The sequence below is a fragment of the Dysgonomonas sp. HDW5A genome, assembly GCF_011299555.1.
Taxonomy (GTDB): Bacteria; Bacteroidota; Bacteroidia; order Bacteroidales; family Dysgonomonadaceae; genus Dysgonomonas_A.
This window is the reverse complement of record NZ_CP049857.1, coordinates 435,428-452,623: the sequence shown is the minus strand read 5'-3', so window position 1 is coordinate 452,623 and position 17,196 is coordinate 435,428. Positions and strand designations below refer to the sequence as shown.

Annotated in this window: 14 protein-coding genes; 10 read left to right on the top strand and 4 right to left on the bottom strand. The window is 37.6% G+C overall.

Going from position 1 to position 17,196, the window contains the following annotated elements; translation table 11 throughout:
• Window positions 1-226 precede the first annotated feature (226 nt).
• The gene (locus G7050_RS01785) at window positions 227-2,041 is read right to left on the bottom strand and encodes a DUF349 domain-containing protein (RefSeq protein WP_166110332.1); all 1,815 of its coding nucleotides are present in this window, start codon (window positions 2,039-2,041) and stop codon (window positions 227-229) included.
• 236 nt (window positions 2,042-2,277) lie between these two features.
• Here G7050_RS01785 and G7050_RS01780 point away from each other — a divergent pair, with 236 nt between their 5' ends.
• From G7050_RS01780 to G7050_RS01770, 3 genes are all read left to right on the top strand, one after another.
• The gene (locus G7050_RS01780) at window positions 2,278-2,730 is read left to right on the top strand and encodes a hypothetical protein (RefSeq protein WP_166110330.1); all 453 of its coding nucleotides are present in this window, start codon (window positions 2,278-2,280) and stop codon (window positions 2,728-2,730) included.
• 91 nt (window positions 2,731-2,821) lie between these two features.
• Complete coding sequence (locus G7050_RS01775) at window positions 2,822-3,667, top strand: lipopolysaccharide assembly protein LapB (protein ID WP_166110327.1); 846 nt, start codon at window positions 2,822-2,824, stop codon at window positions 3,665-3,667.
• A 235-nt stretch (window positions 3,668-3,902) separates the two neighbouring features.
• Window positions 3,903-5,042 (top strand): endonuclease/exonuclease/phosphatase family protein, encoded by a 1,140-nt coding sequence (locus G7050_RS01770; protein WP_166110324.1) that lies wholly within the window; start codon window positions 3,903-3,905, stop codon window positions 5,040-5,042.
• Between the two features lie 15 nt (window positions 5,043-5,057).
• Here the strand turns inward: G7050_RS01770 and G7050_RS01765 are convergent, their stop codons facing one another.
• The 3 genes from G7050_RS01765 to G7050_RS01755 form a co-directional block, all read right to left on the bottom strand.
• A complete protein-coding gene (locus G7050_RS01765; RefSeq protein ID WP_166110321.1) occupies window positions 5,058-7,523 on the bottom strand; it encodes an endonuclease MutS2 in 2,466 nt (821 codons plus the stop codon).
• Window positions 7,524-7,564: 41 nt separating this feature from the next.
• Window positions 7,565-8,041, bottom strand: a complete 477-nt coding sequence (locus G7050_RS01760; RefSeq protein WP_166110318.1) for a glutathione peroxidase — start codon at window positions 8,039-8,041, stop codon at window positions 7,565-7,567.
• 163 nt (window positions 8,042-8,204) lie between these two features.
• Window positions 8,205-8,378 (bottom strand): hypothetical protein, encoded by a 174-nt coding sequence (locus G7050_RS01755; protein ID WP_166110315.1) that lies wholly within the window; start codon window positions 8,376-8,378, stop codon window positions 8,205-8,207.
• A gap of 172 nt (window positions 8,379-8,550) precedes the next feature.
• On the opposite strand from G7050_RS01755, the gene G7050_RS01750 reads away from it, so the two are divergent.
• The 7 genes from G7050_RS01750 to G7050_RS01720 all read left to right on the top strand — a co-directional run bounded on the left by G7050_RS01750 (window position 8,551) and on the right by G7050_RS01720 (window position 17,179).
• Window positions 8,551-8,958 (top strand): hypothetical protein, encoded by a 408-nt coding sequence (locus tag G7050_RS01750; protein ID WP_166110312.1) that lies wholly within the window; start codon window positions 8,551-8,553, stop codon window positions 8,956-8,958.
• A 9-nt stretch (window positions 8,959-8,967) separates the two neighbouring features.
• Window positions 8,968-9,438 (top strand): hypothetical protein, encoded by a 471-nt coding sequence (locus tag G7050_RS01745; RefSeq protein WP_166110309.1) that lies wholly within the window; start codon window positions 8,968-8,970, stop codon window positions 9,436-9,438.
• Between the two features lie 301 nt (window positions 9,439-9,739).
• Window positions 9,740-10,810: a glutamine-hydrolyzing carbamoyl-phosphate synthase small subunit gene (carA, locus tag G7050_RS01740; RefSeq protein WP_166110306.1), complete on the top strand. Its 1,071-nt coding sequence runs from the start codon at window positions 9,740-9,742 to the stop codon at window positions 10,808-10,810.
• 104 nt (window positions 10,811-10,914) lie between these two features.
• Complete coding sequence (gene carB, locus G7050_RS01735; protein ID WP_166110303.1) at window positions 10,915-14,133, top strand: carbamoyl-phosphate synthase (glutamine-hydrolyzing) large subunit; 3,219 nt, start codon at window positions 10,915-10,917, stop codon at window positions 14,131-14,133.
• A 182-nt stretch (window positions 14,134-14,315) separates the two neighbouring features.
• The gene (locus G7050_RS01730; RefSeq protein WP_166110300.1) at window positions 14,316-14,756 is read left to right on the top strand and encodes a DUF937 domain-containing protein; all 441 of its coding nucleotides are present in this window, start codon (window positions 14,316-14,318) and stop codon (window positions 14,754-14,756) included.
• A 214-nt stretch (window positions 14,757-14,970) separates the two neighbouring features.
• On the top strand, window positions 14,971-15,735 hold the full coding sequence (locus G7050_RS01725) for a peptidylprolyl isomerase (protein WP_370521931.1): 765 nt from the start codon (window positions 14,971-14,973) through the stop codon (window positions 15,733-15,735).
• Window positions 15,736-15,841: 106 nt separating this feature from the next.
• Window positions 15,842-17,179, top strand: a complete 1,338-nt coding sequence (locus G7050_RS01720) for an NAD(P)-dependent oxidoreductase (protein ID WP_255499240.1) — start codon at window positions 15,842-15,844, stop codon at window positions 17,177-17,179.
• The last annotated feature ends 17 nt before the right edge of the window (window positions 17,180-17,196 follow it).

The window sequence follows — 17,196 nt, the reverse complement described above, 5'->3', positions numbered from 1 at the left end:
TGATAAAAAGGTCTGTGACCTTAATAAAAACGATTAAAAGTTATATTTTGATATATTTCTATTGAAATCAAATTGAAAAATCCAAGACCATTATTTAAATTCATTTGAAATAATAACATCCAAATCTAGATAATGTTTGTGTGTACTTCCTAATTTATTTAATATTATAGAAAACAAAGAAGGCAAATCAATTGATTTGCCTTCTTTATATGCTTGATTCTAAATACTAATCAATAGAGTTTAAATTGTTATCAATAGTTTCTATTTTCTGAGCAGTAAGTTCGAGCTCGTTCTTCAGATCCTGAATTTTGTGCTCCATATCTTTTAATAAGCCGCTTGCTCCTTTTGAGATGGAAAGAAAACCCATGTTGTTTTCGTAAGTCTGCAAGTCAGATTTTACTTTATTGAATTGGTGCATAAGTTTTTCTCTCTCTCTGAATAGTCGGCCTTTAGGTCTTTCAGATTTAGCGATATCATCTACATTCGATTTGAATGATTGTAATCTGCGTTCCGATTTATCCATTTTCAGGCGATCAAATTGTACATCAAGTGCCGTTTGGTACTCTTTGTAAATTTTATCTTTTTCCTTGAAAGGAACAAAGCCTACTTGATGCCATTCGTTCATCAGCTCACGTAAGGTAGCCATTGGATCCGCTAAGTCAGTTTGTTCTGAAAGAGCGTTTATTTTCTCGATAATTTCTTTTTTCGTTGCAAGGTTTGCTACCTCTTCTTCTTTTTGAGAAGATGTGTTGCTGTTCTTTTGTTCGAAGAAATAATCACAAGCAGTAACAAATTGTTTCCAGATTGCATCTGAATACTTACGAGGTACTGCACCTATTGTTTTCCATTCTTTTTGGATAGCGATAAGTTCGTCAGTTGTTTTTCTCCAATCAGTACTGTCTTTCAATGCTTCGGCTTTCTCGCAAAGTGCTCTCTTTTTATTCAGATTTTCTTCCATATCATCTTTTTGATGTTTGAAGAATTCTGCTTTTTTCTCAAAGAAAGTATCGCATAATGCTCGATATTGTTCGAATATCTGGCTGTTTACTTTTTTAGGAACAAACCCTATCGTTTTCCATTTAGCTTGAAGAGCAATTATTTCGTGGCTTTTTTCATCCCAATCTTTGAAATTCTTAAGTTGAGAATAGTCGATAGCTTTTAAGGTATCGCATATAGCCGTTTTCTCAATTAAATTTGTTTCTTCCTGCCCTTTAAGTTCTTCGAAATGGCTTTGGTGTTTTTTGTTGATTTCGGTTGATGCAGCTTTGAAACGCTCCCATATTTCATCTCTGAATTCTTTAGCTACAGGTCCGATTTCTCTCCATTGTTGATGGAAATTTTGTAATTGGTGAAATGCCGAAACTACATCCGATTCTTCCTGTAGTTTTTCTACAACCTCGCAGATACTGGTTTTAATTTCCAGATTCTTTTTGAAGTCGTAGTCTCTAAATTCATTATTGATCTTGATCAGATCATAGAATTTTTCGGAATGCAACTGATATGCTTTCCATATTTCGTTGACCTTTGCTGCAGGAATAAGTTTAATCTCATTCCATTGTTGTTGCAGGTCTTTAAATTCTTTGTATAATTTATTAAAATCGTCTGTGCTTTCTGTCAGATTTTTAATGGCTTCGATGATTCTCTCTTTCTTTACGAGATTGTCTTCTTTTATTTTTTCTTCGTCAGCCAAAGCTTTAGCTCTTTTCTCTTTGATAGTATTAAGAAGTGTTTTGAATTCTTCCTCGATAGGATCGGTTGGAATAACAAACGAATTAATATCACCTCCATCGGCTACAAATTGTTCTTTCAAGGCTTCATTCTCTGCCGATTTTAATTTATAGAACGATTGTTTCAAATTATCTACATCAGCACGGGTCGGTACCTCTGCTTTTGCTGATAATTCTTGCAAGTTTTTTATAATCTCTTCTTTTGTAAAAGATTTAGATTCTGCAACTTGTGGCTCAGTAGTTATTTCTGCTTGCTCTTGTTTATTCTCTGTTTCTTCGTTTAGAGGCAATGCAGGATCAATATTCTCATTCATAATAGGGGGTAATTAGGTTCGGTATTCCACTTCTTAATTTTCTTATAACACAAATTAATAAAATATTTTCCGTATTAAGACTATTTATTGCTTTTATTTTTGTTCATATTGTTAGATTAGCTAGGATATTAGCCTTGCTGTTGCTTAAAAAACAAAGATTATTTTAAAAATCATTTACATATATAATATCAGTTAAAATTTTACCTTTGTTAGGTATAAACATAAAACGAAACTATATGAATGAATATGTAATTAATTATAATGACTCAAAAAGTCAGAAGGTCTTATGCTTTGCTATAGGAGGGTATGCCGTTTTATATGGTCTTTATCAATCAGTAATGCAGGCATTGAATAATGCGTTTACGTTTGACTTTTTTGCAGCATTGGTTTTGATCGTACTTGGAGCTATTCTTATTCTGACTGTAACGGTATGGGCGGCTCGTCCGATTTTTGTAATGGATTCGAACCGTATTTATGTTAAAATGCCGAATCAGAAATCGTTATATAAGGCTGAATGGATTAGTGTTCGAGAAATAGCATTGGGCGTGAGTTATTTGAAAATGTCAGAGACTGATGGTAAACAATATACTGTGGATATCAGTGGGTTAAAGTACGATGACCTGAAGAATGTAAAAAGCCAGATCATAGAAATTTGTGAGTCGAAAAGCATTCCCTATAAAAATGATTGATGTTTTTTTCGATTGCTTTATGGAAAACTGAAGTTATTTTACTCTATTAATACGAATGAGTTTCCTCAAGCACACTAACTAATTTTTTTTAATGGGACTTTTTGATTTTTTTAAAAAGGCAAATGAAAATTTTGAGCAAGGGGTAAAATGTCTCGAAGGAGACAATTACCCCGACGCCATTAAGTATTTTAAGCAAGTCAATTCGTCCAACAAGCACTATGATGAGGCACTAATCCATATTTTAAGCTCTTTATCTGCTTTAGGCGAAGATGAACAGGTTATCGAGTGGTTTGCAAAACTATCACCTTCTGTACCAAACTATGATCAGGCAATGGTTGATGTTGTTGGTGCTTACGTAAATACCGGACAATACGAAGAAGCTTTCGCTTGGTTTGCAAAGATTTCCCCATCCAGTTCCAGTTTCAGTATTGGAATAATAAACTACTTAGCTGCACTGTTAAATGTTGAATCTCCTGATAAGTATCGTTCTGAATGCGAAAAAGCCATTGTCAGCTTTACGAAATTAGATGCAGCTGACCGGTTGTATACCATGTCGTTAAAGTATTTGTTGAGGGTTTTGTCCGAATACAATAAATTTCAAGAGTTGCTCCATTATAGTAATATCTTTTTGGAAATAAAGGAGAATCATCCTTTAGGACTATATTTCAAAGGTGAAGCTTTGTATGAACTGGAGAAATACGATACTGCATTGGAATGTCTAAATAAAATATATTGCGAGTCTGATGAATTTGTTGATGCAGTCTACGTTAAAGCATTGATTCATGAACAGTTTGGGAATGAAGATGAGGCTCAGAAATGCTGGGCAGAGGTAGAACGTCTCGAAAATTTAGGATCTTCTGCTATTGTTGCCGATAAAGATGGCAAAAGGGAGATTGTAAATTATAGGAATAGAGTTCCTCGAAAGAGATTGGTATAATATTAAAAATAGATATAAATCAGAGTTCCTTCTTAAAAAAAAGAAGGAACTTTTTGTATTATGACTACACTGATGTACGCCTTTGTGTAATCTGTAAACCCAAGATTGTTTATAGCCCTCTTAAAACAATCTTTTTGTCTGTGATGTTATATTTTCTATTAAAGAGTCTTAAACGATAGAGCAGATTTCGATAGATAAGTATATCTTCGTTGCCGAAAAGAAAAGAAGGGTTTGTATGGGTATTAAAGGTAAACATTTAGTAATAAATGTAAGTAAGGGGTTGAAGTATCTGATCCTCACCGTAAATGTTTTAGTTGCATTACTATTACTTCTTTCTACGTTAGCTCCGGTGACATCTCCATTTGATTTTGTAATTATATCTTATCTGGGATTAGGCTTTCCAATACTGCTTTTTATTAATGTCTGTTTTTTTATTGTTTGGCTTGTTTTTCTGAAATGGAAATATTTTGTAATTCAGTTAGTTATCCTTCTATTTTGCTGGAACTCTATTAATACATATATTCCATTAAATTCTCCCTCAAAAGATATTCCCGAGAAGAGTTTTAAGATAATGTCCTATAATGTCAGAGGATTTGACTGGCTGACAGGTGACGAAGCTCGTAATAACCCTATATTTTCGTATATGGCAAATAGTGGTGCAGATATTATCTGTATGCAGGAATTTGCCGTGGAAGAAAAAAAGGATAAAGACAAGATAATATCACTCGAAGAATTAGATGGTTTTTTAGAAGAATATCCTTATCGTACTATTATCCGATTGGGGGATACTATAAACTCATGTATGTATGGTTTAGCTTGCTATTCTAAATTTCCGATAGAAAAGGTTGCACGGATTCCTATTGAAAGTGCTTTTAATGGGGCGGGAATGTATGAGATAAAGATAGGAAAGAAGTCTCTAACTATTGTGAATAATCACTTGGAATCTAACAGGCTTACAGCCGAAGATAAGGTTCTGTTTAAAGAATTGGTGGTTGATAAAAACCGAAAGAAGTTGGATGCAGTTACTCAGACCATACGCAGTCATTTAGATCCGGCTTTTAAAACACGGGCTACTCAGGCGAATATTATAGCTGATTGTATTCGGATACAAAGGGAGAAAACGGATGCAATGATTGTTTGTGGTGATTTTAATGAGCCTCCGATATCATATGCTTATGAAACGATAAAAGGCAATTTTCTGGATGCTTTTAAGTATACCGGAAGAGGAGTCGGCATAACGTATCATGAAGACGGCTTTTATTTCAGGATAGATTATATTATGCACAGCCTTAATCTTCAAGCTTATAATTGTACGGTGGGTGATGTTAAATATTCAGACCATTATCCGATTTGGGCGTGGATTAAATTTAAGTAATAGAGACTTGGATGGTTAATCCAAGTCAACTATTGTAATGCCTGCACCTCCAAACTGGACATGCTCATCCTGATAATTCTTTACCCCATTTACAGTTCGAAGATAATCACGTATAATCTGGCGTAAAGCACCTGTACCGGTTCCATGGAGGATACGGACACGCCCTGCTCCGATTTGGATAGCATCATCTATGAAATACATAACGGCTTGCAAGGCTTCATCACCACGCATTCCTCGTAAGTCTATTTCCTGTTTGAAGTTTAGCTTCTTATCGTACGTCATATCGCTGGTTTGAGAACTGACGAATGTACTTTTCTGAGCCTCTCGTTTAATTTGATTCTTGCTAACCCGTTCAAGACTTTCTAGTTTGACTGTCGATTTTATCATACCGAAAGCTACAACTGCATTTTTACCTTGAATCTCCATGACTTCCCCCGCTGAGATTTGCCCTTTCATGCGGACACTGTCTCCAACTGAAATAGTTTGAAGTTTTTCTTCTTTAGTTGCTTTGGGTTTTTCTTTTTTGCTTTTCTCCCTTTCCTGCAACTTCTGGATTTTACGGCTTATTTTATCATCAACTTGAGTTTCTTCAGCTTCCAGCTTTGCTTTGAATGCGGCAAGACCTTGGCGTACTTCCTTTGTTTTTTCTTTTTCGGCCTGAGCTTCTTTTATACTGCGAATTGTATTTTCAATTTTCGCATTAGCATCTGAAAGTAAGCGTTGAGCTTCCTCCTTTGCTTGTCGAATAATCTCTTTGCGTTGTTTACCTACATCAGTCAGGTCTGTTTCATATTGAGATGTTATCTCCTCCAAGCGTTTTTCTTTCAGGCGAACACTTTGGCGTTTGGTTTCCCAATAACGCTTGTCACGAACAATATCTTGCAGGTATTTATCCATATTAATATAGTCGCTACCTACAATTTCTGAAGCTTCGGCAATTACATCCTCGGGCAAACCTATTTTACGTGCGATTTCTATGGCAAACGAACTTCCAGGATTACCAATTGATAATGTAAAGAGGGGTTGCATCAAATGTCGATCATAGAGCATAGCACCATTAACAACACCTTGGTGTTCGTTGGCAAAATGTTTCAAGTTCTGATAGTGAGTAGTAATTACACCGAACGATTCTTTTTCATTGAAACGTTTCAGCAACGATTCGGCAATTGCTCCACCGATTTGAGGCTCGGTTCCTCCACCAAATTCATCAATCAATAATAGTGATTTTGAATCGCAATTACGTACAAACATTTTCATATTGGTAAGATGCGAGCTGTATGTACTCAAGTCGTTTTCTATCGATTGCTCGTCACCTATATCTATAAATATCTTGTCGAAAATACCTACTTTCGAACTTTCAGCCAGAGGAATCAATAATCCGCATTGTACCATATATTGCAGTAAACCGACTGTCTTTAGGCAGACCGATTTACCTCCTGCATTAGGTCCTGATATAATAAGCAGACGGTTTTCGCTATCGAGCCAAATATCAAGTGGAATAATAGACTTATTCTGTTTTTTGTGCGAAAGATAGAGTAGGGGATGTTTTGCTTTATCCCATCCTACCTGTTGTTTATTTTCTACAGTGGGTCTTATTGCTTCAATGTCCAAAGCAAAACGAGCCTTAGCACGGATAAAGTCTATCCAAGCCAGAAAATCGTATGATTGAACGATGTCGGGTGCTAAAGGGCGTACTTCATCTGTAAAAGCGATTAGGATTTTTACAATTTCCCTACGCTCTTCGCTTTCCAATTCGCGTACACGGTTATTGGCTTCTACCACTTCGGCAGGCTCTATGAAAACGGTCTTTCCTGATGCCGACTCATCGTGCACAATACCTTTCAATTTTCGTTTGAAAGCAGGTGCAACGGGTATTACCAATCGTCCGTCACGCATGGTTGGGCTTACGTCTTTTTCGACTAATCCTTCTGATTGTGCGGCACGTAATATCGCATTCAGGCTTTTGGAAATACCTCCCGATACATGGGTTATCTCTTTGCGAATACGATTCAGTTCGGGCGATGCATTGTCTTTGATGCGTCCGTATTTATCCAATATATGATCTATTCGGGTGAGAAGTTGAGGGAAAATAAGTACTTCTCCTGCCAATTCTTGCAAATGAGGATAGGGCGTATTTTCTTCGTCTTCCTTTTTTAGAAAACTGACAATATCTCTGATGGTTTGCAACGATCGGCGAAGGTCGAATACTGCACTTTCTTCTAACCAAGTACCTTCTACCCGTATATTTTTAAGGGCGGGGCGTACATCGAAGAAATGGTTGACAGGAAAATTATCTTCTTCCTGAATGATGCGTATAAATTCGTCTGTTTGCGAAAGTTGACTTTGTATCGTATTATAGTCTGACGAAAAAATCATTTCGTCGGTCTTTTCTTCGCCTAACGTACTTAGGCATTTGGACGTAATTAAGTTGCGGATTTTATCAAATCCTATTTTTTGTTCAAAATTATCGGGGTATATCACTTTCCTGTTTCTCTATCATTAAGTAAGGTTCCAGACCTTGTTTACTGTAATTCTTTCTCTATGTCGCCCTCTATTTTTGAGGGGTTGGTTGTTGGGGCATAACGTTTTACTACCTTTCCGTTGCGATCGATTAGGAATTTGGTGAAATTCCATTTGATAGCTTCTGTAATAAAACCTTTGCTGTTTTCTTTCAGAAACTTGAACAACGGGTCTGCATTATCTCCATTGACATCAATTTTGGCAAATGTTTTAAACGTTGTATTGTATTTCATTTCACAGAACGAAGCCAATTCTTCGTCTGTTCCCGGTGCCTGACCTGCAAATTGATTACAAGGGAAATCCAATATTTCGAATCCTTGGTCTTTATATTTCAGGTATAAATCCTGTAAGTCTTTGTATTGAGGTGTAAAACCGCACTCGGTGGCAGTGTTTACAATCAATACTACTTTACCTTTATATTCTTCCATCGAGACATCGTTTCCTTTGGAGTCTTTTACTGTATAATTATAAATGCTCATATCTGTTGTGTTTAAGGGTGATAAAAAAGTATATGCTACTATTATAAGTAGTAACACGATACTTGAGAGTGCGAAAATTTTCTTTTTCGATATTTTCATTGGGTTTGATATTGTCTGATTATTAATTATACCTATACTCTTCAAAAGAATTGAAAGATAGATATCAGAACATAATAATCAGTTTCCAGCTTACATTTTTATTGCCATTTGCAGGCATTCTGTTTCCTCTTGAAACTGATAACGTAACAGTTTCGGGAACTCCCATGGCTTTCCATACTCCACTTTTGGGGCATTTTTCTCCTGTGCGGGCAGTCATACCGAGACGGGGCTTCATCATATTGTTTTAATTGTATTTAATTGTAAAGTACAAAAATACAATAAATAAACTAACGATGGAGAAGTTACTCACTTCGACCATTATTTTCTATTAAAATTATCTATGTAATGAAACATAGCTACGAAGGTGTATCTATAGTTCAATTGTTAAATATAAATAAAAATTAAAGCAGATGAAAACAAGACAAAAACAAATGAGTAATTTTCTTCAAAAAGAAGTTCAAGGTAGGATTACGAAAAAAGTTGAAAAGCTAAATCAGAATCAGTTGCCTAAACAAAGAGGCGAAAGAAGTTCAGGACTATTGACTTCTATAGATCAACAAATGGTTAGCGATGCTTTTTTCTGTCCTAATGGAGCAAAAGCTGTACGGTTTACTTGTGGTGGTGGAGCTGTTGCTTGGCAAAATTACATATGTAAGACAAAGTCTCAAAACACTATAAAAATAAATACTGGAAGTGGTGGCTTGGCTGTGCCTGTAACAGTTGATGTACCTCTTATGGCATCAAATGAGTGGGTTGAAATATTTTTTCAACCATCAGATCCTAACGGCGGTTATGCAAATTGGCAATTAATATTTTAAAATTATATAATGAAAAAGATTCTAATTAGTTTATCAATCTTATTAATTGTAGGAGTATTTTCTATTTATGGATTGAGGGGAAGTAGTATAAGTAATACACCGCAAGATAAAGAATGGCATTGGCCGGATAGTATCAAAAATATTCTTATTATCCCCGATAGTCTATTATTTAGAGGAGATTCGATAAATGCTCCCATGGATGTGTATACGCCAGAACAGAAAGAGTTTGCGCGAGCTATGACTACATTAATGTATAAATATACCATAGTAAAAGATAATCACATGATTTTTGACATGAGTCGTGAAGAGTTCTTTAAGACAGGTATTCACGAGGTTTATTATGATGAGCTTATACATTCTTATAAGACAATGAATGATTTTATAGACAAAGATACACTGAACCACTCTTGGAATGTAGCCGGCGATTGGGAGAAGGTGAAAGAAGAGATGCGTTTGGAAATGAACTTAGATGTAGAATAAAAGCACATAAAATATTTATCCAAAAAGAATGCAGGTTGGAGTTATTTTCAGCCTGCATTTTTTTAATATAAATTTATAATCATTTATCAGCAAAATATACTTTAATATTACAATATTATTTATTACTTTTGTAACTCAGATATTCACAGGGTATTTGAGACGATATTTATAGATGATTACAACGAAGAAAATATATAAAGTATTATAAAAGGAACAGGTTCTCGTAACTCTTGTTCCTTTTTTTTACCTACCTGTGAACTCATAAACACTCATTTTTTAATATATATAATTCTATCGCAAAATGCAGACAGACAAACCTGTACGATTGATTCTTGATGATGGGACTATCTTTGACGGAAGGTCTTTTGGTGCTGAGAAGGCGGCAGCCGGAGAAGTAGTATTTAGTACTGCTATGGTTGGCTATCCGGAGAGTCTTACCGACCCTTCTTACATCGGACAAATCCTCACAGTAACATTTCCCCTAGTTGGTAATTACGGAGTTCCCGAGGATTCTTTTACCAATGGTATTTCGGACTTTTTCGAGTCGGAAAAAATCCAGATTAGTGGTCTGATTATTTCGGATTACTCACATGAGTATTCTCACTGGAATGCAAAGAAAAGTTTGGGTGAATGGCTTAAAGAGCATAATGTACCCGGAATTTATGGTATAGATACACGTGAGTTAACCAAGATTCTTAGAGAAAAAGGTTCGATGAAAGGTAAAATCGTTTTTGGAGACGAAAATGAAATTGACTTTTTAGACCCGAATATTGAAAATCAAGTTGCGAAAGCAAGCTGTGCGGAAGTTATAACTTACGGAACAGGGGATAAAAAAGTGGTTCTGGTTGACTGTGGAGTGAAACATAACATAATCCGCTGCCTGTTGAAGAGAGATATTACTCTGATACGTGTGCCTTGGGATTATGACTTTAATCAGATAGAATTTGACGGATTGTTTATTTCGAACGGACCGGGTAATCCCGATTTTTGTGAAGTGACAGTTCAAAATATACGCAAGGCAATGGAAACAGGTAAACCTATCTGTGGAATCTGCATGGGTAACCAATTATTGTCGAAAGCGGGTGGAGCTACTGTTTATAAATTAAAATATGGACACCGTAGTCACAATCAACCTGTACGATTGGCTAACAGCGAAAGATGTTTCATCACTTCTCAAAATCACGGATTTGCAGTATCGAACGCATCTCTGGGCGAGGATTGGGAACCACTCTTCACGAACCTAAATGATGGAACGAATGAAGGTATTCGTCACAAGACGAAACCATTCTTCTCTGCACAGTTTCACCCCGAAGCTGCCAGCGGTCCTACTGATACAGATTTCATATTCGATATGTTTTTTGATAAACTGTGATATGTAGGGGCAAATAAATATTTGCCCGATGGATTTTTAGGGTGAATGACTATTCACCCCTACATGAAAAAACAGTAATTAATATCTATAATACTTATAATACAATGGATAAAGATATAAAGAAAGTTCTGGTACTCGGTTCGGGAGCATTGAAGATCGGAGAAGCGGGAGAGTTTGACTACTCGGGTTCTCAGGCTTTGAAGGCTTTGAAAGAAGAAGGAATCGAGACAGTGCTCATCAATCCGAATATTGCTACCGTGCAAACTTCGGAAGGTAGTGCAGATAAAATATATTTCCTGCCTATCACTCCATACTTTGTGGAGAAGGTAGTACAAAAGGAAAAACCCGATGGAATACTTCTTGCTTTTGGTGGACAAACTGCATTGAATTGCGGTGTTCAACTATTCGAACAAGGTATTCTTGATAAATACAACCTGAGAGTTTTGGGTACGCCTGTTCAGGCAATCATGGATACCGAAGATCGTGAGTTGTTCGTTCAAAAGCTGGATCAGATAGATGTGAAAACCATCAAAAGTATGGCGGTTGGATCTATAGAAGATGCTGTAAAAGCAGCAGCCGAATTAGGTTATCCCATCATTGTACGTGCAGCATACGCTTTAGGAGGTTTAGGTTCGGGATTCTGTAACAACGAACAAGAGCTTCGTACTTTGGCTGAAAAAGCATTGAACTATTCTTCACAGCTTTTGGTCGAAAGATCACTAAAAGGCTGGAAAGAAATAGAATACGAAGTGGTACGTGATAAGTACGACAACTGTATGACGGTTTGTAACATGGAGAATTTCGACCCGCTAGGTATTCATACCGGTGAGAGTATTGTGGTTGCTCCTTCTCAAACGCTGACAAATTCTGAATTTCATAAATTACGCGAGATTGCTATCCGAATTGTAAGACATATCGGCATAGTAGGGGAGTGTAATGTACAATACGCATTCGACCCTGAGTCGGAAGATTATCGAGTAATCGAAGTGAATGCCCGTTTGAGCCGTTCATCTGCCTTGGCATCTAAAGCAACAGGTTATCCGTTGGCTTTTGTAGCTGCTAAATTAGGTTTGGGTTACGGACTATTCGAACTGAAAAATTCGGTGACGAAATCAACAAGTGCATTCTTTGAGCCGGCTCTTGACTACATCGTAGTAAAAATACCTCGTTGGGATTTAGGTAAATTCCACGGAGTATCTAAAGAAATCGGTTCGAGTATGAAGTCTGTCGGAGAGATTATGGCTATCGGTCGTAACTTCGAAGAGGCGATACAAAAAGGACTTCGTATGTTGAATATCGGTATGCACGGATTTACGGCAAACAAGCCTCTTCCTGTAGACGATATCGATTACGAATTGAGTAATCCTACCGATAAACGTATATTCTATATATATCAGGCATTTGCTAAAGGATACGATATCGACAAGATTCATGATCTGACTAAAATTGATAAATGGTTCTTGCAAAAATTGAATATTATCTTCAAATGTTCGCAAGAATTGAAGAAATACGACGATATACAATCGCTACCCATAGATTTGCTTCGTACTTCGAAACAAAAAGGATTCTCGGATTTTCAGATTGCAAAAACAATTTGTAAAGAACCCAGCTTGGTTGACAATGCTGCAAGAGACATCCGTACGATCAGAAAGCAACACGGAATAGTTCCTGTCGTGAAACAGATCGATACATTGGCTGCGGAATATCCTGCACAAACCAATTATTTGTATCTGACTTACAATGGCAGAACGAATGATGTGAAATACTTGGGTGATCACAAATCGGTTATCGTTCTCGGTTCGGGAGCATACCGTATCGGTTCTTCGGTAGAGTTTGACTGGTGTTCGGTGAATGCCCTGCAAACTGTCCGCAAAGAAGGATACCGCTCGGTAATGATCAACTACAACCCTGAGACGGTTTCTACCGACTACGATATGTGTGACCGCCTGTACTTCGATGAGTTGACATACGAGCGTGTGATGGATATTATCGAACTGGAAAATCCTCACGGGGTGATTCTTTCGGTAGGAGGACAGATACCTAATAACTTGGCTATCCGCTTGGATGAGGCTAAAGTAAATATCTTGGGTACAACTGCAAAAAGTATCGATAATGCTGAGGATCGTCACAAGTTCTCGAGCATGTTGGATAGAATAAAAGTAGACCAACCCCGTTGGAAAGAGCTGACTTCTCTGGATGATATCAAACTATTCGTAGACGAAGTAGGTTATCCGGTGTTGATCCGTCCGTCTTATGTCCTTTCGGGTGCGGCGATGAATGTTTGCTCTAACGATCAGGAGTTGGAAAACTTCTTGGGACTGGCTGCTGAGGTGTCGAAAAAACATCCGGTGGTTGTGTCAGAATTTATCGAAAATGCAAAAGAGGTTGAGTTTGATGCGGTAGCAGACAAAGGAGACATCGTGATGTATGCAATTTCTGAACACGTAGAGTTTGCCGGAGTTCACTCGGGTGATGCTACCATTCAGTTCCCTGCACAACGTTTGTATGTGGAAACTATCCGCCGGGTGAAAAAAGTAGCTCGTGAGATTGCTCATGCACTGCAAATATCAGGACCTTTCAATATTCAGTTCCTTGCAAAAGAAAACGAGATAAAGGTTATCGAGTGTAATCTGAGAGCTTCACGCTCATTCCCATTTGTATCGAAAGTCTTGAAGATTAACTTTATCGAACTGGCTACTCAAGTAATGTTGGGTATGAAGGTTGAGAAACCAAGCAAGAATGCTTTCGATTTGGATTATGTCGGAATCAAAGCATCTCAATTCTCGTTCTCTCGCCTGCAAAAAGCCGACCCTGTTTTGGGAGTCGATATGGCTTCTACGGGTGAGGTGGGATGTATCGGAGACAACTTCCACGATGCAATGCTTAAATCGATGTTGTCGGTAGGATACCGTATACCTAAGAAAACGGTGCTTTTCTCTACAGGACCTGCTAAATCGAAAGTGGCATTGTTAGAGGCAGCTCAACTGCTTCACGAAAAAGGATACGACATCTATGCAACAGGTGGCTCACAGAAATTCTTGGTAGATAACGGAGTACCTGCTACTCAGGTATACTGGCCATCGGAAGATCAAAAACCGAGTGCTTTGGAAATGATCCAAAACAAACAGATCGACTTAGTGGTAAACATACCTAAGAACTTTTCGAGCAGCGAGTTGAATAATGGATACAAGATTCGTAGAGCAGCTATCGACTTTAATATTCCATTGCTGACAAACTCTCGATTGGCATCGGCATTTATCCAAGCATTCTGCAAAGTGAATGTGGATGATCTTGAGATCAAAGCATGGGATGAATACGAATAAATAATTCGAATCGTATCTTGATTGAGACTAGTATATAAAGGGCAGATTAATCTGCCCTTTCTTATTTTATTATTCTAATCTAATGTTGAGGTTATTATGCTTTGAACAAAATATATATTCCGATGTTTTAATAGAAAAATGCAATAAGTAACCCAACCTTTTATAATTTAATTGATAAGGATATGCTAGAAGGAATTATAGATTTAGTAAAAGAGCAGGTAGTGCCTGCTATTGCTAATAATGAAAATATTCCCGCAGACAAAAGATCTGCGGTTGTTGAAACCACTACCTCTACTGTTGTTGAAGGATTAAAAGAATACTTTACTCCTGATAATATATCTTCAATAACTAGTATGTTTTCCGGAGAATCGGGTGGTGGCAATATTGTGAGTAGTCTGCAAAGTTCTGTTGTAAATGCATTAAGTGAGAAATTGGGATTAAATAAAGATATAGCCAATAGTATTGCTTCGGCAGTGATTCCTGCTATAATGAGTTTATTTTCTCAAAAAGCAAACGATCCCAACGATGAAGGATTTACTGTAGAATCGCTTATCGGAGCTCTTGGAGGAAAAAGTAGTGGTGGCCTTTTAGGAATGCTTGGAGGATTATTCGGTAATAAATAGAATATATAAAGTTTTCTGGGGATTAAAAGACTCTCACAATGTGGTACAAGCATTGCGAGAGTCTTTCATTTTTTTTATCGGAAATAAGTAAAAAAACTTACCTTTGTACTTTCCATTTTTAACACGTAATCACATGTCAACTATGTCAACACTCACAGCAACAATAAAGAGGTCGATGACCTTATTACTATTTATTTTTATAACAATGAGCAATATTAATTCACAAGAAAAAGATACTCTGGTAGTAGTCGAAACAACATTCGGTAATATTAAACTGAAACTGTATAATGACACGCCTTTGCATAAAGCCAATTTTTTGAAACTAATCAATGACAGTGCTTATAAAGACCTGTTGTTTCACCGTGTTATCAAAGATTTTATGATTCAGGGAGGCGATCCTCAATCGCGAGTTGCAGCCGATGGTTCGAATTTGGGAGGAGGCGACTTGGATTATACCGTGCCTGCTGAATTTAGAATACCTAAATATTTTCATAAAAAAGGCGCTTTAGCTGCTGCACGTACAGGAGATGATGTAAATCCGAATAGAGAATCGTCTGCCATTCAGTTTTATATTGTTACAGGAAAAAAATATTCGGATAAAGAACTGAATAAGATTGAGCAGCAACGTCAGGAGAAAATGGTTCAAAAGAGATTTAATGAACTTCAGTTAGAATATAAAAGTGCGATCAAAGATTTTTATAGCAGTGGAGACCGTGACTCTTTGGCCGAATTGAGACAGCGATTGTATGCTGAGGCTCAGGAGGAATCTAAAACAGATGTGGCAAATGTATTTTCGCCAGAACAACGTGACGCTTATAAAGCCATAGGTGGTGCGCCTAGTTTAGATGGAGGCTATACTGTATTCGGAGAAGTTATTGAGGGATTTGATGTAATCGAAAAAATAGAGAAGGCAAAAACAAATGCCCAAGATCGTCCTGTTGAGAATATCAAGATGGATGTAAAGATCGTTACTGAATAAATCTTTTTTATATAGATTTTACATATAAGGGATAGATTGAATTGATAATCTGATATTGCAAAAAATACATATCTTTGCTATCCAGAACAAATATAACTTAGTAGAGGTGGATAAAGATATTGACAGAGAACAAGTTATAGGCTTAGCTGAATTACATGCCGGCTATACATTGAAAGAGGCTATTGACGAAGCCAAGCGATGCTTAAATTGCAAGAATCCGTTGTGTGTGCAAGGTTGCCCGATAGAACATAAAATTCCCGAATGGATACATCAGTTATCTAAAGGAAATATCGGAGGGGCAATGGAGCTGATAAATGAGAAGAGTAACCTGCCTGCAATATGTGGCAGGGTATGTCCTCACGAAAAACAATGTGAGGGTCATTGCATTCTCAACAAGAAAGGCAATCCGGTGAAGGTTGGTAAACTGGAACGGTTTATTGCCGATTTTGACAGTGAGATGGGATTGTCGAAAGAACGTCTTAAAGCTAAAACCAGAGGCAAGGTGGCTGTTATCGGCTCGGGTCCTGCGGGTCTTACCGTAGCAGGCGATTTGGCGAGAGATGGTTTTAATGTTGTTGTTTTTGAAGGACAAAAAGAACCCGGAGGAGTGTTGTTATATGGTATTCCCGAATACAGGTTGCCTAACGAGATAACACGCCGTGAGGTTAAAAAAATAGAAGCTCTTGGTGTTAATTTTCGAAACAATTGCACCGTTGGCGAAGATATTACGGTAGATGCCATGTTCGAAGAAGGTTTTGATGCCGTTTTTATCGGTTCGGGTACAGCCGTACCTCAATCGGTGAATATCGAAGGAAGCAACCTTTTCGGAGTTTCGCAATCAGCCTACTTTTTGAGGATGGTGAGTTTATTTGCCAGTGGAGATATCAACCGTCAGGAGGTTCCTTTACGGAAAGGCGATAAAGTTGCTATTATCGGAGCCGGAAACGTAGCCATGGATGCCGCCCGTACAGCTTTGCGAATGGGAGCTGAGAGTGTTACTATTGTTTATCGCAGAAAAGAGGAAGATATGCCTGCTTTACGCTCCGAATTCATGGAGGCAAAAGCCGAGGGCGTTCAGTTCTTGCTGGAAGCGAGTACCAAAGAATTTGTAGGAAAAGAGGTGAAAGGTAACCGCATATTATCGGGCTTGAAGGTGGATACTGCCGAGGGTGAAATAACTCTGCCCGTAGACCGGATATTTATGGCGGTAGGTTCTAAGCCTGCAAATAAAATTGTATCTACTTCTTTGGGTATTGACGTGGATGAGCGTGGATACATTACAACCAAAGAGCATCCTTACGGAATGACATCTCGCAGAGGTGTATTTGCTGGCGGTGATGTGGTTCATACACCTCAAACGGTAGTATTGGCAATGCGCGAAGCAAAACGTGTGGCTTCGGGTATATCGCAATATGTAGATGCCGTAAAATTATTAGGGGTATAATCCCGAAATTTTTTGAA

Bases quoted from the DNA above. Each gene is read 5' to 3' on its own strand.
- G7050_RS01750 (WP_166110312.1), top strand. From the start codon at position 8,551: ATGAAAACAAGACAAAAACAAATGAGTAATTTTCTTCAAAAAGAAGTT.
- G7050_RS01780 (WP_166110330.1), top strand. From the start codon at position 2,278: ATGAATGAATATGTAATTAATTATAATGACTCAAAAAGTCAGAAGGTC.
- G7050_RS01745 (WP_166110309.1), top strand. From the start codon at position 8,968: ATGAAAAAGATTCTAATTAGTTTATCAATCTTATTAATTGTAGGAGTA.
- G7050_RS01770 (WP_166110324.1), top strand. From the start codon at position 3,903: ATGGGTATTAAAGGTAAACATTTAGTAATAAATGTAAGTAAGGGGTTG.
- G7050_RS01755 (WP_166110315.1), bottom strand. From the start codon at position 8,378: ATGATGAAGCCCCGTCTCGGTATGACTGCCCGCACAGGAGAAAAATGC.
- G7050_RS01785 (WP_166110332.1), bottom strand. From the start codon at position 2,041: ATGAATGAGAATATTGATCCTGCATTGCCTCTAAACGAAGAAACAGAG.
- carB (WP_166110303.1), top strand. From the start codon at position 10,915: ATGGATAAAGATATAAAGAAAGTTCTGGTACTCGGTTCGGGAGCATTG.
- G7050_RS01760 (WP_166110318.1), bottom strand. From the start codon at position 8,041: ATGAGCATTTATAATTATACAGTAAAAGACTCCAAAGGAAACGATGTC.
- G7050_RS01730 (WP_166110300.1), top strand. From the start codon at position 14,316: ATGCTAGAAGGAATTATAGATTTAGTAAAAGAGCAGGTAGTGCCTGCT.
- G7050_RS01775 (WP_166110327.1), top strand. From the start codon at position 2,822: ATGGGACTTTTTGATTTTTTTAAAAAGGCAAATGAAAATTTTGAGCAA.
- carA (WP_166110306.1), top strand. From the start codon at position 9,740: ATGCAGACAGACAAACCTGTACGATTGATTCTTGATGATGGGACTATC.